The organism is Streptomyces sp. NPDC058683 (assembly GCF_042716195.1).
Classification (GTDB): domain Bacteria; phylum Actinomycetota; class Actinomycetes; order Streptomycetales; family Streptomycetaceae; genus Streptomyces.
On sequence record NZ_JBHXSK010000098.1, the window covers coordinates 1 to 22,516 of the forward strand.

At 71.8% G+C, this 22,516-nt stretch carries 23 protein-coding genes; 14 read left to right on the forward strand and 9 right to left on the reverse strand.

The annotated features are described in order from the left end of the window. Positions 1–1,099 (forward strand): 2-oxoglutarate dehydrogenase, E2 component, dihydrolipoamide succinyltransferase (gene sucB / locus ACFWXC_RS51640; RefSeq protein WP_384491067.1); only part of this gene is annotated, 1,099 nt, incomplete at its 5' end. A gap of 58 nt (positions 1,100–1,157) precedes the next feature. Here the strand turns inward: sucB and ACFWXC_RS51645 are convergent. After that, positions 1,158–1,850, reverse strand: a complete 693-nt coding sequence (locus ACFWXC_RS51645) for a hypothetical protein (protein WP_384491069.1) — start codon at positions 1,848–1,850, stop codon at positions 1,158–1,160. Positions 1,851–2,105: 255 nt separating this feature from the next. Here ACFWXC_RS51645 and ACFWXC_RS51650 point away from each other — a divergent pair, with 255 nt between their 5' ends. The 4 genes from ACFWXC_RS51650 (at position 2,106) to ACFWXC_RS51665 (ending at position 7,398) form a co-directional block, all read left to right on the forward strand. Further along, the gene (locus ACFWXC_RS51650; RefSeq protein WP_384491071.1) at positions 2,106–2,729 is read left to right on the forward strand and encodes a GntR family transcriptional regulator; all 624 of its coding nucleotides are present in this window, start codon (positions 2,106–2,108) and stop codon (positions 2,727–2,729) included. 315 nt (positions 2,730–3,044) lie between these two features. Continuing rightward, positions 3,045–5,756: a pyruvate dehydrogenase (acetyl-transferring), homodimeric type gene (gene aceE, locus ACFWXC_RS51655; protein ID WP_384491073.1), complete on the forward strand. Its 2,712-nt coding sequence runs from the start codon at positions 3,045–3,047 to the stop codon at positions 5,754–5,756. Between the two features lie 77 nt (positions 5,757–5,833). Beyond that, positions 5,834–6,820 carry a helix-turn-helix transcriptional regulator gene (locus tag ACFWXC_RS51660; protein ID WP_384491075.1) on the forward strand — a complete coding sequence of 329 codons (987 nt, stop codon included), beginning with the start codon at positions 5,834–5,836 and terminating at the stop codon, positions 6,818–6,820. A 59-nt stretch (positions 6,821–6,879) separates the two neighbouring features. Beyond that, positions 6,880–7,398 (forward strand): DUF4240 domain-containing protein, encoded by a 519-nt coding sequence (locus tag ACFWXC_RS51665; protein ID WP_384491103.1) that lies wholly within the window; start codon positions 6,880–6,882, stop codon positions 7,396–7,398. A 3-nt stretch (positions 7,399–7,401) separates the two neighbouring features. Here ACFWXC_RS51665 and ACFWXC_RS51670 read toward each other — a convergent pair whose 3' ends face one another. Further along, on the reverse strand, positions 7,402–7,647 hold the full coding sequence (locus tag ACFWXC_RS51670; RefSeq protein WP_384491105.1) for a hypothetical protein: 246 nt from the start codon (positions 7,645–7,647) through the stop codon (positions 7,402–7,404). A gap of 72 nt (positions 7,648–7,719) precedes the next feature. Further along, the gene (locus tag ACFWXC_RS51675) at positions 7,720–8,700 is read right to left on the reverse strand and encodes a peptidoglycan recognition protein (protein ID WP_384491077.1); all 981 of its coding nucleotides are present in this window, start codon (positions 8,698–8,700) and stop codon (positions 7,720–7,722) included. A 190-nt stretch (positions 8,701–8,890) separates the two neighbouring features. On the opposite strand from ACFWXC_RS51675, the gene ACFWXC_RS51680 reads away from it, so the two are divergent. After that, positions 8,891–10,075 carry a MarP family serine protease gene (locus ACFWXC_RS51680; RefSeq protein ID WP_384491079.1) on the forward strand — a complete coding sequence of 395 codons (1,185 nt, stop codon included), beginning with the start codon at positions 8,891–8,893 and terminating at the stop codon, positions 10,073–10,075. Positions 10,076–10,106: 31 nt separating this feature from the next. Here ACFWXC_RS51680 and ACFWXC_RS51685 read toward each other — a convergent pair whose 3' ends face one another. Further along, positions 10,107–10,595: a GNAT family N-acetyltransferase gene (locus ACFWXC_RS51685; protein WP_384491081.1), complete on the reverse strand. Its 489-nt coding sequence runs from the start codon at positions 10,593–10,595 to the stop codon at positions 10,107–10,109. A 73-nt stretch (positions 10,596–10,668) separates the two neighbouring features. Between ACFWXC_RS51685 and ACFWXC_RS51690 the strand changes: the two genes are divergently transcribed. After that, positions 10,669–11,562 carry a TIGR01777 family oxidoreductase gene (locus ACFWXC_RS51690; RefSeq protein ID WP_384491083.1) on the forward strand — a complete coding sequence of 298 codons (894 nt, stop codon included), beginning with the start codon at positions 10,669–10,671 and terminating at the stop codon, positions 11,560–11,562. A gap of 160 nt (positions 11,563–11,722) precedes the next feature. Next, complete coding sequence (locus tag ACFWXC_RS51695; RefSeq protein WP_384491085.1) at positions 11,723–13,081, forward strand: NAD(P)/FAD-dependent oxidoreductase; 1,359 nt, start codon at positions 11,723–11,725, stop codon at positions 13,079–13,081. Positions 13,082–13,456: 375 nt separating this feature from the next. Here the strand turns inward: ACFWXC_RS51695 and ACFWXC_RS51700 are convergent, their stop codons facing one another. Further along, positions 13,457–14,926 (reverse strand): regulator, encoded by a 1,470-nt coding sequence (locus ACFWXC_RS51700; protein ID WP_384491087.1) that lies wholly within the window; start codon positions 14,924–14,926, stop codon positions 13,457–13,459. A gap of 248 nt (positions 14,927–15,174) precedes the next feature. Between ACFWXC_RS51700 and lipB the strand changes: the two genes are divergently transcribed. From lipB to ACFWXC_RS51730, 6 genes are all read left to right on the forward strand, one after another. Continuing rightward, a complete protein-coding gene (gene lipB, locus ACFWXC_RS51705; RefSeq protein ID WP_384491089.1) occupies positions 15,175–15,975 on the forward strand; it encodes a lipoyl(octanoyl) transferase LipB in 801 nt (266 codons plus the stop codon). Positions 15,976–16,082: 107 nt separating this feature from the next. Then, positions 16,083–17,048: a lipoyl synthase gene (lipA, locus tag ACFWXC_RS51710; protein ID WP_384491091.1), complete on the forward strand. Its 966-nt coding sequence runs from the start codon at positions 16,083–16,085 to the stop codon at positions 17,046–17,048. A 214-nt stretch (positions 17,049–17,262) separates the two neighbouring features. After that, positions 17,263–17,460 carry a hypothetical protein gene (locus tag ACFWXC_RS51715; protein ID WP_351732150.1) on the forward strand — a complete coding sequence of 66 codons (198 nt, stop codon included), beginning with the start codon at positions 17,263–17,265 and terminating at the stop codon, positions 17,458–17,460. Positions 17,461–17,528: 68 nt separating this feature from the next. After that, a complete protein-coding gene (locus tag ACFWXC_RS51720) occupies positions 17,529–18,215 on the forward strand; it encodes a DUF4191 domain-containing protein (protein ID WP_384491093.1) in 687 nt (228 codons plus the stop codon). 147 nt (positions 18,216–18,362) lie between these two features. Continuing rightward, a complete protein-coding gene (locus tag ACFWXC_RS51725; RefSeq protein ID WP_384491095.1) occupies positions 18,363–19,460 on the forward strand; it encodes a nitrous oxide reductase family maturation protein NosD in 1,098 nt (365 codons plus the stop codon). 114 nt (positions 19,461–19,574) lie between these two features. Then, positions 19,575–20,570: a methyltransferase gene (locus ACFWXC_RS51730; RefSeq protein WP_384491107.1), complete on the forward strand. Its 996-nt coding sequence runs from the start codon at positions 19,575–19,577 to the stop codon at positions 20,568–20,570. A gap of 78 nt (positions 20,571–20,648) precedes the next feature. Here the strand turns inward: ACFWXC_RS51730 and ACFWXC_RS51735 are convergent, their stop codons facing one another. The 4 genes from ACFWXC_RS51735 to ACFWXC_RS51750 form a co-directional block, all read right to left on the reverse strand. Beyond that, on the reverse strand, positions 20,649–20,981 hold the full coding sequence (locus tag ACFWXC_RS51735) for a TcmI family type II polyketide cyclase (RefSeq protein WP_384491097.1): 333 nt from the start codon (positions 20,979–20,981) through the stop codon (positions 20,649–20,651). Positions 20,982–21,015: 34 nt separating this feature from the next. Then, positions 21,016–21,495, reverse strand: a complete 480-nt coding sequence (locus ACFWXC_RS51740) for an SRPBCC family protein (protein ID WP_384491099.1) — start codon at positions 21,493–21,495, stop codon at positions 21,016–21,018. 1 nt (position 21,496) lies between these two features. Continuing rightward, positions 21,497–21,748 carry an acyl carrier protein gene (locus tag ACFWXC_RS51745; protein ID WP_362567809.1) on the reverse strand — a complete coding sequence of 84 codons (252 nt, stop codon included), beginning with the start codon at positions 21,746–21,748 and terminating at the stop codon, positions 21,497–21,499. Between the two features lie 46 nt (positions 21,749–21,794). Next, a partial coding sequence (locus ACFWXC_RS51750; protein ID WP_384491101.1) for a beta-ketoacyl synthase N-terminal-like domain-containing protein occupies positions 21,795–22,516 on the reverse strand: 722 nt, incomplete at its 5' end.

Sequence of the window (22,516 nt, forward strand, 5' to 3'; positions counted from 1 at the left end):
GGCCGCCCCCGCGGCCCCGGCTCCCGCGCCCGCCCCGGCTCCCGCCCCGGTCGCCGCCGCTCCGGCTCCGGCCGCCCCGGCCCCCGCGCCGGTGGCTCCGGCCCCGGTCACCCCGGCCGCGGCTCCGGCTCCGGCCGCTCCGGTCGACGAGGGTGCCTACGTCACCCCGCTGGTGCGCAAGCTCGCCGCCGAGAACGGTGTCGACCTCGGCGCCGTCAAGGGCACCGGTGTCGGCGGTCGGATCCGCAAGCAGGACGTCATCGCCGCCGCCGAGGCCGCGAAGGCCGCCGCCGCCGCTCCGGCCCCCGTGGCCGCCGCTGTGACTGCCGGAGGCCATGCCGCCGGTGCGAAGAAGACCCCGAAGCTGGAGGTCTCCCCGCTCCGCGGCCAGACCGTCAAGATGCCTCGCATCCGCAAGGTCATCGGCGACAACATGGTCAAGGCGCTGCACGAGCAGGCGCAGCTGTCCTCGGTCGTCGAGGTCGACGTGACCCGCCTGATGCGCCTGCGCGCCCAGGCCAAGGACTCCTTCGCCGCGCGCGAGGGCGTCAAGCTCTCCCCGATGCCGTTCTTCGTCAAGGCGGCGGCCCAGGCGCTGAAGGCCCACCCGGCCATCAACGCCCGGATCAACGTGGAAGAGGGCACGATCACCTACTTCGACACCGAGAGCGTCGGTATCGCGGTGGACTCCGAGAAGGGCCTGATGACCCCGGTCATCAAGCACGCGGGCGACCTGAACATCGCCGGTATCGCCAAGGCCACCGCCGAGCTCGCGGGCAAGGTCCGGGCGAACAAGATCACCCCGGACGAGCTGTCCGGCGCGACCTTCACCATCTCCAACACCGGCTCGCGCGGCGCGCTGTTCGACACGATCATCGTGCCGCCGAACCAGGTCGCGATCCTCGGCATCGGTGCCACGGTCAAGCGTCCGGCCGTCATCGAGACGGAGGAGGGCACAGTCATCGGCGTCCGCGACATGACGTACCTGACCCTGTCCTACGACCACCGCCTGGTGGACGGCGCCGACGCGGCCCGCTACCTGACGGCCGTCAAGGCGATCCTGGAGGCGGGCGAGTTCGAGGTCGAGCTCGGCCTCTGATCCGCCAAGGGTTCTACGGTGCCCCGTCCGGAGCTGCTCCGGGCGGGGCACCGTCGTATCACCTGGGCGTCAGCCGGTCGTCGGACCAGCCGACCAGCGTCGCCACCCACACGTTGGGGATGCCGAGGTGGGGTGCCGGGGCCAGGTGCCGGGTCCGGTAGGCCCTGAGGACGTCGTACGTCGCGTCGAGGCAGTCCCGGGAGGTCAGCTCCCCGGTCCTCGGGTCGACGCCGACGAGGAAGCCGCGTCCTTCGACGGTACGGATCGTCTTCCGGGCGGCGCGGACGTCGCTCGTCGAGGACGACGTGCACCGGTAACGGCTGTAGGGATGGCTGGACTTGCCGGGGTAGTGGGCGTCGGTCGACATGTCGTGCAGCATCTGCCGGTACGACCCCTGCGCGTGCCAGGCCCCGATGTCGCCGCCGGGCGGGGTGTAGAGCTGGCCGCTGGGGTTCTCGACGGCGCCGTACTCCCACTGGTCCGTGCCGGTGATCCGGAAGCCCCACCCCACGTGGCCGAACTTCTGCGCCCCGTCGGGTTTGACGAAGACGCAGGCGCCGCCGGCGTCGCCGCGGGGCCGGGCGCCGAGGAGGACCGTCCCGTCGGCCGGGGCGGCCACGCTCCTCACTTTCCCGGCCTTGCCGCCGTGCGGGCCCGTGCCCGTGCCCGTCGGACCGCACGCCGTGCTCCCCAGGACCGCCGCGACGGCCGCCGCGGTGACCGCCCAGCCGGTCCGTCCCCCGATGTTCATGACGCCCCCGATGCCGCGGAGGGGCGCCTCTGCCGGAGCCCCTCTGCACACGGCGACAGCGGACGGCCCGCGCGGGTTCTGCCGGTGACAGGGCGGTGACGACTCCGCAGCGACCCCGGTACGGGGCTTTACGGATCCCGCCCGCCTGGGAAGCGTGTAAGTCTCGTCTCACCTGCGCGAAAGCGCCCCCGTGCGCCTCTCCCGGGAGGCGGTCCGGCCGTATTGTCTAAACGTCAACGCCCTTAAGGAGCTCCCATGACCGCGCCCGTCGTCCACTCGCTGCGCGAACAGATCCGCGAGCACATCGTGGAGGGAATCGTCAGCGGGCGCTGGAAGCCGGGCGAGCGGATCGTGGAGCGACGGATCGCCACCGAGCTGGAGGTCAGCCAGACTCCGGTGCGGGAGGCGTTGCGGGAGCTGGAGTCGCTGCGGCTGATCGAGTCCGCGCCGAACAAGGGCGTGCGGGTGCGGAACCTGACGGCGGCCGACCTGGAGGAGAGCTACCCGGTGCGGGCCGGCCTGGAGGCGATCGCGGCGGAGCTGGCGGCGGAGCGGCTGGCGGCGGACTGCTCGGCGCTCGACCCGCATGTCACGGCGCTCTACGAGGCCGACCGGAACGCCGACGGCACGGCTCAGGTCCGCCACACGGTCGGCTTCCACCGCGAGCTGGTCCGGGCGGCCGGCAACTCGGTGCTGCTGCACACGTGGGAGGGCCTGGGCATCGAGGTCTTCACGGCGCTGTCGATCCGCTGGCTGGGCACGGTCCAGCAGTCCTACGCCGAGGAACACCAGGAGCTGGTGGCCGCGTTCCAGCGCCGCGACCCGAGGATCGCCGACATCGTGAAGGCCCATGTCCTGGGCTGCGCCCCCAGGCCGTGAGCCCTCGGCAGAAGGCATGAGCTTTCTCTCGCACCCCCTCCCCGCACAAGAGCGCTCCCTCGCTCAAAACACCGTCTCACCTGCAGAAACCCTGCCTCGGACGCGTCACCCGGTGCCACTGCCGGAGGCACCCCGTGCCGACTTTCTCGGAATCGAGAAGTTTTGCCCCTCAACCCTTTGATCGATCATCGATCAGGGAGTTATTGTCGCCGACGGGCCCGCACCCGGGCCCGCCGCCCTGTCCTGCCAAAGACCAAGGGCACCCCCGAACCCTTACCGATGAGGGAACCCCCTTCGACTGAGGAAGGCGGCGACATGACCGACCCCCAGGCCATCCAGCCGAGCGCGCTCGACCAGCTCCCCGACCGGGACCCGGAGGAGACCGCCGAATGGCAGGCCTCACTGGACGCCGTGGCCAGGGAGGCCGGGCCGCACCGCGCCGCGTACCTGATGCGCCGCACGCTGGAGCGCGCCGAGGCGGACGGCATCGCGCTGCCGAAGCTGCTCGAGACCGACTACGTCAACACCATCCCCACCGCCGCCGAGGCCGCCGTGCCCGGCGACGAGGAGATGGAGCGGCGGATCACCGCGTGGAACCGCTGGAACGCGGCCGCGATGGTCACCCGGGGCAGCAAACACGGCGTCGGCGGCCACATCGCCACCTTCGCCTCCGCGGCCTGGCTCTACGAGACCGGCTTCAACCACTTCTTCAAGGGCAAGGAGTCCCAGGAGGCCGCCGGCAGCGGTGACCAGCTCTACATCCAGGGCCACGCCTCCCCCGGCATCTACGCCCGCGCCTTCCTCGACGGCCGCCTGACCGAGGCGCACCTCGACAACTTCCGCCAGGAGGCCGGCGGCAACGGCCTCCCGTCGTACCCGCACCCCCGCCGCCTGCCCTGGCTGTGGGAGTTCCCGACGGTGAGCATGGGCCTCGGCCCCCTGTCGGCGATCTACCAGGCCCGCTTCAACCGGTACCTGACGGCGCGCGGCATCAAGGACCTCACGTCGTCCCACGTCTGGGCGTTCCTCGGTGACGGCGAGATGGACGAGCCGGAGTCCACGGCCGCCCTGGCGCTCGCCTCCCGTGAGGGCCTGGACAACCTGACCTTCGTCATCAACTGCAACCTGCAGCGCCTCGACGGCCCGGTGCGCGCCAACTTCAAGATCGTGCAGGAGCTGGAGGCCCAGTTCCGCGGCGCCGGCTGGAACGTCGTCAAGTCGCTCTGGGGCAGCGCCTGGGACGAGCTGTTCGCGCTCGACACCACCGGTGCGCTGGTACGGCGCCTCCGTGAGGTACCGGACGCGCAGGTGCAGACGTACCAGACCCGGGACGCCGCCTACATCCGCGCCGACTTCTTCGGCAAGGACCCGGCGCTCGCCGAGATGGCGAAGCTGCTGAGCGACGACAAGATCCTGGAGTGCTTCCACCTCTCGCGCGGTGGTCACGAGGCCCGCAAGGTGTACGCCGCGTACAAGGCGGCCGTCGAGTTCAAGGGCGCGCCGACCGTGATCCTGGCTCAGACCGTCAAGGGTCACACCCTCGGCAACGGCTTCGCGTCGAAGAACGCCAACCACCAGATGAAGAAGCTGACGGTGGACGAGTTCAAGACGATGCGTGACCTGCTCGAACTGCCCATCAAGGACAGCGACTTCGCCGACGGTGTGGTGCCCTACGGCCACCCCGGCGCCGACTCCCCCGAGGTGCGCTACCTCCAGGAGCGCCGGGCGGCCCTCGGCGGCCCGGCCCCCGCCCGCCGTACGCACGCCCTGGCCCCCCTGCCGGCCCCCGCCGACAAGGCCTTCGCCTCCTTCGACAAGGGCTCCGGCTCGCAGAACCTGGCGACGACGATGGCCTTCGTCCGGCTCGTCAAGGACCTGGTCCGCGACAAGGAGACCGGAAAGCGCTGGGTGCCGATCGTCCCGGACGAGGCGCGCACCTTCGGCATGGAGAGCCTGTTCCCGTCCCTCGGGATCTACTCCCCCAAGGGGCAGACGTACGAGCCGGTCGACCGTGACCAGCTGATGTACTACAAGGAGGCCAAGAACGGCCAGATCCTCAACGAGGGGATCACCGAGGCCGGTTCGATGGCCGACTTCATCGCCGCGTCGACCGCGTACGCGACGCACGGCGAGGCGATGATCCCGTTCTACATCTTCTACTCGATGTTCGGCTGGCAGCGCACCGCCGACCAGATGTGGCAGCTCGGCGACCAGCTCGGCCGCGGCTTCCTCGTCGGCGCGACCGCCGGCCGTACGACCCTGACGGGCGAGGGCCTCCAGCACGCCGACGGCCACTCCCCGGTGATCGCCGCGACCAACCCGGCCGCGCTGTCCTACGACCCGGCCTTCGCCTACGAGATCGCGACGATCGTCAAGGACGGTCTGCGCCGTATGTACGGCGAGCCGGCCCCGGGCGAGGACCCGAACGTCTTCTATTACCTGACCGTCTACAACGAGCCGCTCCCGCAGCCCGCGAAGCCGGCCGGGCTCGGCATCGACGAGGGCGTCGTCAAGGGCCTGTACCGCTTCAACACGGCGGAGTCGGCCGGTCTCTCGGTGGTGGCGAACGCCCCGCGGATCCAGCTGCTCGGCTCCGGTACGGCGATCCACTGGGCGCTCAAGGCGCAGCGACTGCTCGCCGAGGAGTGGGGTGTGGCGGCCGACGTCTGGTCCGCCACCTCCTGGACGGAGCTGCGCCGTGACGCCATGGAGGCGGACGCGGCCCTGCTGCGCGGCGAGGAGCGGGTGCCGTACGTCCGGCAGGCCCTGCAGGGTGCCGAGGGCCCGGTGCTGGCCGTCTCCGACTACATGCGCCAGGTCCCGGACCAGATCGCGCAGTGGGTCGAGCAGGACTACTCCTCCCTGGGCGCGGACGGCTTCGGCCTCTCCGACACCCGGGACGCGGCCCGCCGCCACTTCGGCGTCGACGCCGAGTCGGTCGTCGTCGCGGCCCTGGCCCAGCTGGCCAGGCGCGGCGAGGTCAAGGCGACCGCGGTGAAGGAAGCGCGGGAGCGTTACGGCCTGTAGGAAGCGCGAACCCCTCTCCGCCGCAACGGCTCGCCGTTGCGGCGGAGATCCTTTTCCGGCCCGGCATCATGGGACGCATGCGCGCCGCCCGTCTCATCAAAATGGTGCTTCTGCTCCAGTCCCGGTCCGCCATGACCGCCGGTGAACTGGCCGCCGAGCTGGAGGTGTCGGAGCGGACCGTGATGCGGGACGCGCAGGCCCTGTCGGAGGCGGGGGTGCCGGTGTACGCGGACCGGGGCCGGGCGGGCGGGTACCGGCTGGTCGGCGGGTACCGGACGGGGCTGACGGGGCTCGGGCGGAGCGAGGCCGAGGCGCTGTTCCTGAGCGGGGTGCCGGGGGCGTTGCGGGAGATGGGGCTGGCGGACGCCGCCAGTGCCGCCCGGCTGAAGGTGTCCGCCGCGCTGATGCCCTCGCTGCGGGACGCCTCCCGGACCGCGGCCCAGCGGTTCCATCTGGACGCGCCCAACTGGTTCACCGAGCCCGGGACACCCGCGCTGCTGCCCGCCCTCGCCGACGCGGTGTGGGACGACCGGCGGGTCGTCGCGCTCTACCGGCGCGGCGAGTCGGAGGTACGGCGGGAGCTGGAGCCGTACGGGCTCGTGCTGAAGGCCGGGGTCTGGTACCTGTGCGCGCGGGTCGCGGAGACCGACTCCTACCGGGTCTACCGGATCGACCGGTTCACCTCGGTCGAGGCCGGCGAGGAGCGGTTCGCGCGGGACGAGGAGTTCGATCTGCCGGGGTTCTGGGACCGGCGGGCGGAGCAGTTCGCGCGGTCGATCCTGCATGCCGAGGTGGTGGTGCGGCTGTCGGCGGTGGGCCTGCGCAGACTGCCGTACGCCGTCGACCCGGTGGCCGCGCGGCAGGCGCTCGCGGGCGCCGGCACCCCGGACGCGTGGGGGTGGGTGACGGTGGCCCTGTCGGTGGAGAGCGAGGAGGTCGCGCACGGTCAGCTGACCGCGCTCGGGCCGGAGGCCGAGGTGCTCGCGCCGACGGGGCTGAGGGCGCGCTTCGCGGCGGACGCGCGGCGCCTGGCGGGACTGTACCCACCGTCGGGGGACGGCTGATAACAATCCGCACCACTCCGCGTGCGCCCCCGGCGCACAGGCACGATGCTTGACCCGTGATGGACGAGACGGAGTTCTGGGAGCTGGTCGACGGCACCCGCGAGGCCGCCGAGGGCGACCCGGAGGACCAGGCGGACCTGCTCGTGGACCGGCTGCTCCAGCTGGACCCGGACATGGTGCTGGACTTCGCCCGTCACTTCGAGGCCCGCTACAACCGCGCCTACCGCTGGGACCTGTGGGGGGCCGCGTGGGTGCTGCTCGACGGGGCCAGCGACGACGCGTTCGACTTCTTCCGGTGCTGGCTGATCGGCCAGGGCCGGGAGGTGTTCGAGGGCGCCCTGCACGACCCGGACGGGCTGGCGGAGGCGCTGGGCGACTTCGACGAGGAGATCGACGGCGACGGCGAGGAACTCGGGTACGCCGCGGACGAGGCGTACGAACAGCTCACCGGGACCGTGGCCCCGGACCTGGGCATCGCCCCCGCGCCCTCCGAACCGGAGGGCAGCCCGGTCGACTTCGAGAACGAGCGGGCGCTCGCGGAACGGTTCCCGAGGCTCTGGGACCGCTTCAAGGAGTGAGTGCTACGCCGCGCGGCGCCGGGTCACGTCCGACGGGATGTACGCCGGTGTCTGCTCGGCCCTGACCGCGTGGTGCATCGGCGCCGCGTTGGCCTGGTCGAGGGCGGACGCGGTGACCGCGGCCGGGCCGAGGACGACCGTCGCGACCGCACAGACCACGGCCCAGGGGCCGCGGGCGGACCTGACCCAACCGTCCTGCTCCTTGGCGTCCTTGGTGTCCTTGCGGGCTTCGGTACGACTGCTGTGCATGATCCCCGCCTCCAGTCGGCTTGTGTTGTCCATGACGTTAGGACGCGGGGATCTGAACGGCCTGCGTGCCGCCTATGGCGTTCCTGTGGACGCTTCTGCGGATGCTTCCACGGGTGTCTTCAGGTACCTGAGGGGTACTTCGAGGGGTGCTTTGAAGGGTGTTCGGGCCGGGGCCGGGGCGGGTGTGTTCGGCGGGGCCGCCGCGGATGTGCTCGGCGGGGTCGCGGTGGGCGGTCCCGTCGGGATCGCGGTGGCCGCGGCCGGCGGCACCCTGCCCTGGAGCCGGGCCGCCGCCTCCCTGATCTGGGGGAGGCTGGCGGTGAGGGCGGCGCCGGGGCAGTTGGTCATGTAGCCGTCCTGGTGGCCGGCCACCGCGGGCAGGGCGACGACGGTGCCCTGCCGGTACCGGCTGAGCCCGTTGCTGGAGACCAGGCGGGCACTGGTGCGCGGGTCGACGTCGGCGAGGCCGAGCTTCCAGGCGGCGAGGGCGGCGATCGAGTCGGTCATGGCGGGCGGCACGGGCACCCCGGCGGTGAAGGTGCCCAGGGCGGCGATGCCGGCGGTGCGGTGGTTGAAGCCCTGGGTGTGGGCGCCGACGACCGCACGTTCGGTGCCGCCCGCGCGGCCCTCGTAGATGGTGCCGCAGCGGTCGACGAGGAAGTTGTAGCCGATGTCGTCCCACGCCCGGTCGCCGGTCTGACCGCTGTAGAGGCGGCGGATGATCTCGGGCACCTCGGCGCAGGCGTAGCCGTTGGGCGAGTCGGTGTGGTGCACGAAGACGGCGACGACCTTGTCGTCGTAGCGCGGCGGCGGCTGGGTGCGGCGGACGGTGTCGTCCAGCCAGGCCGAGCGCGGCACGATACGCGGCCGGGGCGCCCGGTAGCGGGTGGCGGGGCTGGCGGGCGCGGGCGCGGCGAGGTGGATCGCGACGGGGCGGTCGGCGCCCTGGGCGCACAGCACCAGCGCGACGGCGGCGGCGAGGCCGGGCAGACAGCCGAGCAGGGTCAGGACGGCGATTCTGGTGCGCCGCCCGGCTCTGGGGAAGACACGCATGGCATCCACTCTCGGGTTGATCCACTTGGCCCGCGATGTGTGCTGTGCCACCTGGTGGAACCAACGTCCCGGTCCGGGGCGTTTCAGGTGGTACACGCACGCGTGGCCGGTTCCCGAGGTTCTCGCGCGTGTGGACTGATCACTGGACCTGTCCCGACCGTATTAAGGGCACCGAGAGAAAGGCGGCTCCGTGGACCTGCTCGACCTGGTGCTCGTACTGGTGGTCCTCGTCTACGCGGCGTCCGGTTACCGGCGTGGGCTGGTGGCCGGCTGCGTCTCGCTGGCCGGGTTCGTGGGCGGCGCGGTCATCGGCGTGTGGGTGCTGCCGTGGGTGATGGACCTGGTCACCCGCGGGACGGCCACGGCGACGGTGGTCGCGGTGCTGACGGTGCTGGTGCCGGGCGTGGTCGGACACGAGCTGGCGGGGCGGCTGGCGCTGCGGCTGCGCCGTGAGCTGGACCAGGGGCCGCTCCGGGCGGCCGACGGGATCGGCGGGGCGGCGGCCAACGCGGTGGCGGTGCTGATCGTGGCCTGGGTGGCGGCGAGCGTGCTGGGCGCGTCCTCGTCGCCGGCGGTGACGACGGCGATACAGGACTCCAAGCTGCTCGGCGCGGTCCAGAACACGATGCCGGACACCACGCCGGCCTGGTTCTCGCGAGCCACCTCGGCGCTCACGGAGGCGGGTTTCCCGCAGGTCTTCAACCCGTTCGAGAACGAGTCGACGGCCCGGGTCGCCAAGCCGACGGGCGACAGCGTCACGAGTGCCGCCACCAGCGCGGCCAAGCGCAGCACGGTCAAGATCGAGGGTGTCTCGGGCACCCAGGGCCGCGAGGGCAGCGGGTTCGTGTACGCGCCGGAGCACGTGATGACCAACGCGCACGTGGTGGCCGGCATCACCGACCCGAGCGTGCGGATCGGCGGGGTCGGGACGTCGTACGAGGCGCAGGTGGTGCTCTTCGACCCGGACCGGGACGTGGCGGTGCTGTACGTGCCGCGGCTGCGCGCGCCGGTGCTGGGCTTCGACACCGGTGCGGCGCGCGGCGACTCCGCGGTGGTGGCCGGCTATCCGCAGGACGGCGACCTGAACCTGCAGGCGGCCACGGTGGCCGCCAAGGTGCCGGCCACCGGCCAGAACATCTACAACGACGCCACCGTGACCCGCGAGATCTACTCGATCCGCTCCACGGTCCGCCCCGGCAACTCCGGCGGCCCGCTGCTGACCACCGGCGGCAAGGTGTACGGCGTGGTGTTCGCCCGCTCCACGTCGGACGACGAGACGGGGTACGTCCTGACGGCCGACGAGGTGGCCTCGGACGCCACCCGCGGGGCGAACGCCACGGCGCCGGTGGACACCGGCGACCTGATCACATCCTGACCGTCACATCCTGACCGTCACGTCCTGACCGTCACAGCGCCCGGCCCATGATCACGTCGTCGACGTACTCGCCGCCCAGGAGGAACTCCCCCGGCAGCACGCCCTCGACGGCGAAGCCCTCCGACTCGTAGAGCCTGCGCGCCGGGGCGTTGTGCCCGAGGACGCCCAGCCGGATCCGGCGGGCGCCACGTCCGCGGGCCTCCTCCATCACGGCCCGCAGCAGCGTCCGGGCGACCCCGTGGCCGCGGGCCTCCTCGGCGACGGCGAGGCCCTGGATCTGCCGGACGTGCGCGTTGGAGGCGATGTTGTAGGCGAAACCGAGGCGGACATAGCCGACGATGCGCCGGTCGAGTTCGGCGACCAGGGTGTCCTCGGGGGCGTGCCGCCCGCTGAAGAAGGGGTCGTACGGCGGCTGCGGCTCGGGTTGCACGGCGTGCAGATACGACCAGATGGCGCGGTCGAGGGCGGACAGCTCCTCGTCGTCGTCGGGCAGGGCGGCGCGTATGTACGGTTCCGGCATGTGGTCACCCTAAGTCGGGCGGCACCCGGGCCCCCGGAAGTTTTCCGGCGCGTGTCCCGGCATGCTGGAACACATGGAACGCTCTCGTATCGCGGTGGCCGGCGCGTCCGGTCTGATCGGCAGTGCCCTGGTGCGGTCCCTGCGGGCGGACGGGCACGAGGTGGTGCGCCTGGTGCGGCGCGGGGCCCACAGCGCCGCCGAGGTCTGCTGGGACCCCGAGGGGCAGTACGTGGACACGGCGGGGCTGGCCGGCTGCGACGCGGTGGTGAACCTCGCCGGGGCCGGCATCGGCGACCGGCGCTGGACGGCCGCCTACAAGCGGCGGATCCGGGACAGCCGGGTCCTCGGCACGGTCGCGCTCGCGGAGGCGGTGGCCGCCCTGGACGTGCCGCCGCGGGTGTTCGTGAGCGGCAGCGCGATGGGCTTCTACGGCGACACGGGCGACCGGGTCGTCGACGAGGACGCGCCGCCCGGGGACGGCTTCCTGCCGTCGCTGTGCGTGGAGTGGGAGGAGGCGGCGGCCCCGGCGCGGGAGGCGGGCATCCGGACGGTGTTCGTCCGCACGGGTCTGGTGGTGGCCCGTGGCGGCGGGGCCTGGGGCCGGCTGTTCCCGCTGTTCAAGGCGGGACTCGGCGGACGGCTGGGTGACGGCCGGCAGTACTGGTCGTTCATCGCGCTGCACGACGAGGTGGCCGCGATCAGGTTCCTGATGGACACCGAGGGCCTTGAGGGCCCCTTCAACCTCACCGCGCCGCAGCCCCTGACCAACCGTGAGATCACCGCGGCGATGGCCCGGGTGCTGGGCCGCCCGGCTCTCTTCCCGGTCCCCTCGCCGGCGCTGCGGCTGGCGCTCGGCGAGATGGCCGGGGACGTGCTGGGCAGTCAACGCGTGGTGCCCAAGCGGCTGCTGGAGTCGGGGTTCACCTTCGCGTTCCCGGGCATCGAGGACGCGATCCGCGCGGCCTGACAACGCATGTGACCGTATGCGACCGCCGTGCGACCGTGCCCTGTTCATGCGCGACTGTCCTTGACCGATCACCGTCCTAACCTCGACCCGAACTCGGGTATCCCCGGAGCTGGTTGGGGGCATCACGTCTCCACCGGACGCGCAATCGAGGAGGGGCCTCGTGCATGAGCCCGCGTACCAGGCGGACGTCGTCATCGTGGGAGCCGGTGTCGCCGGACTCTCCGCGGCTCATCGGCTGAACAGTGCAGGAGTAACGACCGCGGTCCTGGAGGCCGCCCCTTACGTCGGCGGCCGTATGTCGACCGAGAAGGTCGACGGCTTCCGGCTCGACCGGATAGGACAGCTCCTGTCCACGTCGTACCCGGAGCTACGGCTGGCACCGGGACTGGACGCCCTGGTTCTGCGCCGGTTCGCGCCCGGCGTACTGCTGCATCGCGACGGGCGCAGGCACCGGGCCGGCGCTCCGGCGGGCGGCGGGAGCGCGAGGGGCGCACTGTATGCGGTGCGCGCCCTGGCAAGCGCCCCCAGGGGCGGCTCGGCCGTGTCGCCCGCGCGGGCGACGGCGCCGATGGGCAGCGCGGTCGACCAGGCACGGCTCGGTGCGGCGCTGGGGCGGATCGCCACGACCCCGGTGGAACGCATCCTCGCCCGCCCCGAACTCCCGGCCGCGCACGCCCTCGCGGCGCGCGGGGTGCCCGCCCGTACGATCGACGGCTTTCTGCGCCCGCTGCTCGCGGCCCTGCTCTGCGACCCGGAGCTGACGACGTCCAGCCGGTGCGCGGACCTCGCCCTGCGCTCCTTCGCGAGCGGGCGGCTGTGCGTGCCGGAGGGAGGCGCCGAGGTCCTCCCGGAACTCCTCGCCCGCGCCCTCCCGCCCGGCACGGTGCACACGGGCGTCCGGGTCACCTCGGTCTCGACGACGTCCGTGACGACGGCCGAGCACGGCGAGATCCGCTGCCGGGCCGTGCTGCTGGCGACGGACGCGCGGGCCGCCGCCGGGCTGCTGCCGGGGCTGCGCGTGCCGGACTTCCACCAGGTGACGGTGGTCCATCACACGACGGACGAACCGGCGGCGCTCACCACGGGGGCGTCGCTCCTCCTCGACGCGGACCGGGGCGGGCCCGTCTCCCACACCTCGGTGGTCAGCACCATCGACCCGAGCCGGGCCCCGCAGGGCCGCGCCCTGATCTCCTCGACGGTGCTCGGCCCGCCGCCCTCGGACATCGACACGGCGGTCCGTATGCACCTGGCCCGGCTCTACGGCACGTCGACGCACCGCTGGGAGACGCTGGCCGTCCACCACACGCCGGAGGCGATCCCGGCGATGCGCCCCCCGCACGACCTCCGCCGCCCGGTCCGCCTCCTGGCCGGCCTCTACGTCTGCGGCGACCACCGGGACACCAGCACGGTCCAGGGAGCGCTGCACTCGGCCCACCGGGCAACGGCGGCGATCCTGACGGACCTGGGTGTATCGGGCTCGATGCACGCGGCGGAGCCGATGCAACGCCGGGCGGCGTAGACGAGCGCCCTTCAGGGGCGCGGGGCTGCATGCGACATGCGGCTCCGCCGCGCGGGCGCGACAAGCCACGACGGCGCGGCACCCGGCGATCAACCGGAACCGGCAACGGCGAGCGGCACCAGCCGGCCCGGCACCGCCGGACAACGCCGTCGTGGCCGATCACCGCCGCGGCGGAAAAAACTTCAGCCGAGGCGGGAAAGGAGCCGGGGTCGCCAGCCCCAGCATCAAGCCGAACACTGGCCGGCCCAGCACCAAGCCTGATGCCGGCCGGCCCAGCGGTCAGCCACCCGGTGGCCGGCCCAGCGGCCGGCCGTGCGCTGGCCGGTCCGGTGGACGGTCGTGCCGTGGCCGGTCCGGTGGACGGTCGTGCGGCGGTCAGTTCAGTGCGGCGACCTTGTCCCGGTAGGCCCTGGCCGGTGCTGCGTCCTTGTACGGCTCCAGGCGGCGTTCGAAGTCCTTGACGTACTCGATCGCGCGTACCGAGCGCATCTCCACCGCGGCACCCGCCGCCTCCGCGCCGAGCGCGCACGCCTGGTCGAGTTCGCCGAGGCCCAGGCGGGCCGTGGCGAGGACGACGCGGCAGAAGAGGCGGCTGCGCGCGTAGGAGGGCGCACGGAGTTGCAGCGAGCGCTCCGCGTGCTGCGCGGACGCCCGGAACTGCTGGAGGTCCCGGTGGCAGTGGCCGAACTCGTCGGCGAGCTGCGCCTCGTCGAAGAAGCGCGCCCAGTGGGGGACTTCGTCCCCGGGCCGGGCCGCCTCCAGGGCGCGTTCGGCCCGGACCAGCGCGCCGGTGCACGCCCGTACCTCGCCGAGGACTCCGTGGGCGCGGGCCTCGGCCGCATGGAGGAGTGCCTGGACGACCGGCGGGGCGTTGGTGCCCACGCCCTGCTGGGCCACCCGCGCCAGCTGCACCGCCTCCCGGCCGTGGCCGAGGTACACGGCCTGACGGCTCATGGTGACGAGGACGTAGGAGCCGTAGGAGCGGTCCCCGGCCGCCTGCGCGAGGCGGAGGGACTGGACGAAGTAGCGCTGGGCGAGACCGTGCGCGGCGATGTCGTACGACGTCCAGCCCGCGAGCCGGGTCAGGTCGGCGGCCGCGGCGAACAGCTTGCGGCCGGTCTGCTCGCCGTACGTGCCGCGCAGCATCGGCTCGCACTCGTGCTCCAGATAGCGCACCAGGGCCTGCCGGGCGTGCCCGCCGCCGTACGTGTCGTCGAGCGTGCGGAACAGTTCACCGACCGAGCGGAGCGCGGCGATGTCCCCGCCGGTGACCCGCTGGCCGGGCCCGCGTTCGGCCTGCCCGCGGGAGCGTCCCGGCGGGGCCGGCTGCTTGGGTGCGGCGGGCCGGAGCTGGGCCGGCACCCGGGCGGCCACCGGCGGTGCCGTCTCGCCGCGGGCCACCCGGTCGTCGGCGCGGCCGATCAGCCAGTCCCGGCTGGGCACCACGAGCCCGGCCGGGGTGAACGCGATCTTGCGGAGCTCGGCGTGGCTGCCGGAGTCCTTGCGCCACAGCCCGCTGACGATGTCGACGGCCTCCTCGGGGGTGGCCGCGAACTCCAGCCCGGCGTACACCGGGGCGCAGGCGTCGAGGCCCAGGTCCTGGGCGGTGAGCCGGCGGCCGAGGCGCCGCGTGAAGACCTCGGCGATCAGGGCGGGGGTGGTGCCCCGGGGCTGCTGGCCGCGCAGCCATCGGGTGACCGACGTCTTGTCGTATCTGAGATCCAGCCCGTGTTCGAGACCGAGCTGGTCGACCCGACGGGCCAGACCCGCGTTGGAGAACCCTGCTTCTGCGATGAGCGCGGCGAGCTGGCGGTTGGGGGTGCGCTGCGCGGGTCGGTCCGTCATCTGCGGTGCGGTCTCCTGCCTTCTGGCTCAGCTCGGTAGCTTGTGCCCGGATTGCCGGTGAGCAGCCCTTTTGGCGCTCGTGGACGGCGCGAATGTAGCGGAGAGTGAGCAGCCGATCGCACATTTCGACGTTCATTCATCCGATCGTGTGAGGATTGACCCCAGGGCTGACGCGTTACGGGCGGACGTACAGTGGCTTGGGCGCGTTATGTGCCTGACACACCCATCGCCCGAGGGAGGCGCTTGCCGTGAGTGAGTTGCGGTTCGTCCGCATGGGATTCGGCGCGGATGCCGTCGAGTACCAGGAGGCGTGGGACGAGCAGCGCCGGGTGCACGCGGCGCGGTTCGCCGACGAGGTGCCCGACACGGTGCTGCTGCTCGAACACCCCCCGGTGTACACGGCGGGCCGGCGCACCGCGGACAACGAGCGGCCGCTGGACGGCACCCCGGTCATCGACGTGGACCGCGGCGGCAAGATCACCTGGCACGGCCCGGGCCAGCTGGTGGGCTACCCGATCCAGAAGCTCCCGCGCCCGGTGGACGTGGTCGCGCACGTACGGCGCCTGGAGGAGGCGCTGATCCGCGTCTGCGCCGAGTTCGGCCTGGAGACCACCCGGGTCGAGGGCCGCAGCGGCGTGTGGGTGCTCGGCGACCCGGTGGAGCAGCGGCCGCAGGCCCTCGGAGGGCTCTCCCTGGACTTCGATCCCCGGCTGACGGACGAGGAGTTCGACCCGCGCCTGAACGGCCCGGAGTACGCGCCCTCCAACGCCGGGCAGCGCCGCGAGGACCGGAAGATCGCCGCGATCGGCATCCGGGTGGCCAAGGGCGTCACGATGCACGGCTTCGCGCTCAACGTGAACCCCGACAACAAGTGGTTCGACCGGATCATCCCGTGCGGCATCCGGGACGCGGGCGTCGCCTCCCTCGCGGCCGAGCTGGGCCGGGACGTGACGATCGAGGAGGTGCTTCCGGTGGTGGAGCGGCACCTGACGGAGATCCTGGAGAACGCGGAGCTCAAGCCGCGCGAGATCGAGAAGACCCCGGCCTGACCGAGGGAATGCGCCCTGCGGCCGAGGGGTTGGCCTCCACGGAAGGGCCCAGCAATCACGGGCGTACCCTGGTGTACGCCGAGGAATCGAAGTTACAGGGAGCCGACGTGTCCGCAGTCTCACCCGACGGACGCAAGATGCTGCGCCTGGAGGTCCGGAACGCCCAGACCCCCATCGAGCGCAAGCCCGAGTGGATCAAGACCCGGGCGAAAATGGGCCCCGAGTACACGAAGATGCAGAACCTCGTGAAGAGCGAGGGTCTGCACACGGTCTGCCAGGAAGCCGGCTGCCCGAACATCTACGAGTGCTGGGAGGACCGCGAGGCGACCTTCCTCATCGGCGGCGACCAGTGCACCCGGCGCTGCGACTTCTGCCAGATCGACACCGGCAAGCCCGAGGCGCTGGACCGCGACGAGCCGCGCCGCGTGGGTGAGTCCGTGGTCACCATGGACCTGAACTACGCCACCATCACCGGCGTCGCCCGCGACGACCTGGAGGACGGCGGCGCCTGGCTGTACGCCGAGACCGTGCGCCAGATCCACGCGCAGACGGCGGAGCGCGAGGCCGGCCGTACCAAGGTCGAGCTGCTCGCCCCGGACTTCAACGCCGTCCCGGAGCTGCTGCGCGAGGTCTTCGAGTCCCGCCCCGAGGTCTTCGCGCACAACGTCGAGACGGTGCCCCGGATCTTCAAGCGGATCCGTCCCGGCTTCCGCTACGAGCGCTCGCTGAAGGTCATCACCGAGGCCCGTGACTTCGGCCTGGTCACCAAGTCCAACCTCATCCTCGGCATGGGCGAGACCCGCGAGGAGGTCTCCGAGGCGCTGCGCCAGCTGCACGAGGCGGGCTGCGAGCTGGTCACCATCACGCAGTACCTGCGTCCGAGCGTGCGGCACCACCCCGTGGAGCGCTGGGTCAAGCCGCAGGAGTTCGTGGAGCTCAAGGAGGAGGCCGAGCAGATCGGCTTCTCCGGTGTGATGTCCGGACCGCTGGTCCGTTCTTCGTACCGGGCCGGGCGCCTCTACCAGATGGCCATCGAGAAGCGGGGCGCGTTCGTAGCCGTACAGGCTGTGTGAATTCGCGCACAAGTTACTACCGGCCAGTAATGACCGAATGACCGCGGTCCTGACGGTCCTCGCTGATGAGGACGCCCGTCAGGACCGCGTCAGCGTGCGGGGCCCGCGTATCAAGGTTTCATTGGTGTTTGACCGGTCGGTCACGCCCTGGTAACACCGAACAGTGACCCTGGAATCACAGCATGTACACCCACTCCGAGGGGGGACCTTCACCATGCAGGCCGCGCCCGTTCGCGCCACCGCCATCCCGTCCTTCACCGACGCGCTGCGCGCCGTCGAGTCCCTCCTGATGAGCGGCGGCCAGCGCACCGCCCGCCAGAACGCCTGGACCTCCGTGCTGGAGGACCGCCGTCGCGCCAAGGACCGGGTCGAGGCGCAGCTCTTCCTGGAGCAGGCCGCCGGCCGCTCCTGACGGCTCCCCGGGCCCCTCTCCGGGCACCGCCGTCGTCGGCACTCCCGGGGCCACGTAGACTTCGGGGCATGGCGAGGAAGGAACCCGCAGCGGACGCTGCGAATGCCGGGCGACTGAAGCAGATCGTCCTGACGTACAAGATGACCCGCAAGGCCGATAAGACGATCGGTCTTGTACTCGCGGGTGTCGGTCTCGGCATCCTTGCCGTCTTCCTCGTGATCGGATTCCTGATCGGCCATCCGGTCTATCTGGGCATCCTGGGCCTGCTGCTCGCCTTCCTCGGGACGGCGATCGTGTTCGGCCGCCGGGCCGAGCGGGCGGCCTTCGGGCAGATGGAGGGCCAGCCGGGCGCCGCGGCCGCCGTTCTGGACAACATCGGGCGGGGCTGGACGACGACACCGGCGGTGGCGATGAACCGCAGCCAGGACGTGGTGCACCGGGCCGTCGGCAAGGCCGGCATCGTCCTGGTCGCCGAGGGCAACCCGAACCGGGTGAAGACCCTGCTGGCCGCCGAGAAGAAGAAGATGGCCCGGATCGTGGCCGACGTGCCGGTGCACGACGTGATCGTGGGCACGGGCGAGGGCCAGGTCGGGCTGAAGAAGCTGCGGACCACGATGCTGAAGTTCCCTCGCGTGCTGACCGGTCCTCAGGTGACGACCACCAACGACCGGCTGCGGGCGATGGGTGACCTGATGACCAACATGCCGTTGCCGAAGGGCATGCGGATGCCCAAGGGCGGGCCGCGGGGGCGGTAGGCACACCCGAGAACTGCGGGACGCGGCGGTCGCTGATGCGACCGCCGCGTCTTCGTTTTTCCGCCCGGTTCGCCGCGGCCCGGATGACACGCCGCCGAACGGCGTATCCAGCGGGTAATAGGGTCATCGACTCCTAGCCTGCTAAATGTGACAAAACGCCATATCACATACCTCGCCTGCGCCGCCGCCCTGTGCGGCTCCCTCCTCGGCGCCGCCCCGGCCACCGCCACCCACCGCACCCTCGTGGTGCATCCGGGTGAGTCGATCCAGAAGGCCGTCGACGCGGCCGCGCCCGGCGACACCGTCCTGGTGCTGGCCGGCACGTACCACGAGAGCGTCAAGGTGACCACGCCCGACCTCACCCTGAGCGGTGCGGGCCAGGAGACCGTGCTCCAGCCGGCCAAGAAGGCCAAAAAGGCCAAGAAGGCCATGTCGCAGAAGGCCGCCGCCCAGAAGTCGTGCGCGGAGATGGGCAACGGAATCTGCGTGGTCGGCACCAAGAGCCGGCCCGTCGAGAACGTCACCATCGCCCGGATGACCGTGACCGGGTTCTCCCGGACCGGTGTCATGACGGTCGGCGCCGCCAACCTGAACGTGCACGGCGTGGCCGCCGTGAAGAACGGCCAGTGGGGCATCGCCGAAGAGCGCTCCGTGCACAGCGCCTACCGGTACAACGTCGCCCGGAGCAACGGCGACGCGGGCCTGTTCCTCGCCAACTCCATCACCACGGAGAAGGGCGCCACCGACACCGACGGCACGGTCGTCGAGCACAACCTGCTGGAGAAGAACCGGACCGGCGTCACCGTGCGCCGGCTGCGCAACCTGACCGTCTCGGACAACTCGGTCAGCGGCAACTGCGCGGGCATGTTCGTCGTCGGCGACGAGAACAAGCCGAAGGCCGGTCACATCGTCGTCGCCGACAACCAGGTCGTGAAGAACAACAAGTACTGCAAGAAGACCGCCCGGCTGTTCTTCCTGCAGGGCTCCGGCATCGTCCTGACCGGCGCCGAGGACACCCTGGTGACCGGGAACACCGTCACCGGCAACTCCGGCAAGTCCCCGCTGTCCGGCGGCATCGTGGTCTTCAAGAGCTTCGTGGGCGCCACCAACGACAAGAACCAGGTCACCCGGAACAAGCTGTCGGGCAACGCCCCCGCCGACCTGATCAACCAGGAAGCCGCCAAGCACGGCAACAGCTTCAAGAGCAACACCTGCAAGAAGTCCAAGCCCGCCGGTCTGTGCTGACCTGACGGCCCTACGACACCCCACAAGGAAGGTAGGCGGCACATGACCGCACCAGCACGCGATCTCTCGGCGCCGGCGAAGGACCCGGCGCGGGGCGACGCACCGCCGCCGTCGATGCGGCTGCGCGAGCTCGTGTTCGGGGCGGCCTGTGCCGCCGCCGTCCGCGCGGCCGCCCGGCTGCGCGTCGCCGACGCGCTCGGGGACGCCCCGATGACCGTGGAGAGCCTCGCCTCCGCGGTGAAGACCGACCCCCGGCCGCTGCGCCGGCTGCTGCGCGCCCTGTCCTGCTACGGCGTCTTCGCCGAGCGCCCGGACGGGACGTTCGCCCACACCGAGACCTCCCGGCTGCTGCGCGAGGACGACCCGCACAGCCTGCGGTACATCGCCCTGTGGTGCACCGAGCCGTGGACCTGGGACGCCTGGCCGAAGCTGGACGAGGCCGTGCGCAGCGGCCGCAACGTCATCGAGGACCTCTACGGCAAGGAGTTCTTCGTCTACCTGAACGAGGACGCGCCGGAGTCGGCGGACGTCTTCAACCGGGCGATGACCACCTCCAGCGAGCAGTCGGCGCGTGAGGTCGCCGCGCTGCTCGACCTGTCCGGCAGCCGGTCGGTCGCGGACCTCGGCGGCGGCCAGGGGCACGTGGTGGCCTGTCTGCTGGACAAGTACCCGGCGATGAAGGGCTACCTGCTGGACCTGCCGAAGGTGGTGGAGAAGGCCCTGCCACGGCTGCGCCCGGGCGGTGACCTGGAGGACCGGGCGCGCATCGTGCCGGGTGACATCCGGGAGGCCGTGCCGGTCGACTCGGACGTCTACATCATCAAGAACATCCTGGAGTGGGACGACGAGTCCACCGCGCAGCTGCTGGCCAACGTGGTCGCGGCGGGCGGTCCCGGGGCCCGGGTCGTGGTGATCGAGAACCTGGTCGACGACACCCCGTCGATGCGGTTCAGCACCGCGATGGACCTGCTGCTGCTCCTCAACGTCGGCGGGGCCAAGCACACCACCGACAGCATGGTGCGCCGGCTGACGGAGGCTGGTCTGAGCGTCAACGACATCCGCCCGGTCAACCCGTATCTGCACGCCTTCGACTGCACGGTGCCCGCCTGAGGCAGGTCCCGGACACGCCGGTGCCGGGCCCGCGTTCTGCGCGGGTCCGGCACCGTTGGCGTACGGCGGTACGACGGTTCACGCGCCGCCGTCGCGCTCCCAGAGGTAGAAGCGCTGGGCCATCGCGTCCTTCGGGGAGCGCCAGGTCTCCGGGTCGTACGCGCTGACGTACGCCGTGAGACGGTCGCTGATGTCCCTGAACTCGGGGTGCGAGGTGACCTTGGCGATGGCGGGTCCCGGCTCGCGCTCGGACTCGACGAGGTGCATGTACACATCGCCGAACTGGAAGAGGCTGCGCCGGACCACCCCGACGAGGTGCGGCAGCTCTCCCTGGTCGGACTCCGCGAACACCTTCGCGATGTCGGGGGCGGAGCCCGGTGCCATACGGGCGACGATCAGGGCCTGGTGCACGTGTCTCTCCGTTCCTGTCTTCCCGGCGGCCGGCTCAGTCGGCCAGGGCCGGGTCGGGGCGCCGGCCGGTGGCCGCCTTCTCGATCTTGTCCCGGATCAGGGCCATCTGGACCTTGGAGTTCTTGTTGATGTTGTCGGTCATCCAGTCGTCGTCGACGGGGGCTTCCGGCTTCATCGCGAAGTCCTGGGCCCAGATCATCCGGGTGCCGGCCGGTACTTCCTCGTACTGCCAGCGGATGTTCATGTGGGCGAAGGGGCCGGTCTCCACGCGGCGGGCCCGGACGGACAGGTTGGGGCGGTCGGTCTCGCGCTCGGAGACCCAGCTCCACACCTTGCCGTTCTCGTCGGGGTGCATGGTCAGCCGGAAGGTGACCTTGTTCCCCTCCTCGGAGAGGATCTCGACGCCGGCGTACTCGCTGAACAGCTGCGTCCAGTTGGCCACGTCGTTGGTCATGTCCCAGACCAGGTCGACGGGAGCGGCGATGGTGATCTCGTTCTGGGTGTGTCCGGTCATGTCAGGCTCCCGCGGGCATGGCGCTGTTGACGAGGTCGAGGAACTGGCGGGGGGTCTTGCACCGCTCGGCGTCCACCGGCATGGGCACGCCGTGCCGGTTCTCCAGCTCGCCGACGATGCCGAGCAGGCCGAGCGAGTCGACACCGAAGACGTCGAAGCCGGTGTCGCGCCGGTCCTGCAGGTCGGCCGGGGCGACGGTGACGCCGGCGGCCTTCTTCATGAGTTCGGACAGTTCGTCCACGGTGATGCTCATAGGAACTCCTTCTTCTTCGCTGCTGGGCAGCTGGTTGTTCTCCGGCTCACCCGGCCGTGCCGTGGCGCAGCACGAGTGCCGAGTTCGACCCCATGAGTCCCCGGCTGAGGATCAGCGCCGTGCGTGGTGCGGCGGCGCGGGCGCTGCCGGTCACGAGGTCGAGGTCGTGGCAGATGTCGTGGACACCCGGGGTCGGCGGGATCAGGCCGTGTTCCATGGCGAGCACCGCGGCGGCGGTGTCCAGGACGGGGGCCGCGCAGTACCCCCGGCCGATCCCGGTCTTGGGCGCGGTGACGGGCACGCGCCGGCCGTGCGCGCCCAGGGCGTCGGCGATGGCCAGCGCCTCCGCCCGGTCGGCCTCCGGGACGCCGAGGGCGTCGGCGAAGACCACGTCGACCTCCTCCGGGGCGCAGCCGGCCTCGGCGAGGGCGCCGCGGATCGCCTGGGCGAGCCCGGCCCTCGACTCGGCCCAGCGGGAGGCCCCGGTGAACGTGGACGCGTGTCCGTCGAGGGTGGCCCGTACCGGCAGCCCGCGTCGCCGGGCCGAGCCGATGTCCTCCACGACGAGCATGGCGCCGCCCTCGGCCGGCACGAACCCGCAGGCCTGTTCGGTGAACGGGCGGTAGGCGCGGGCCGGGTCGGTCTCCCGGCTGAGCTCCTGGTAGCCGAGCTGGCAGACCATCGAGTACGGAGCTATGGGCGCCTCGGTGGAGCCGGCCACGATGACGTCGGTGCCGCGTCGCACCGCGCGGGCTGCGTGTGCCAGGG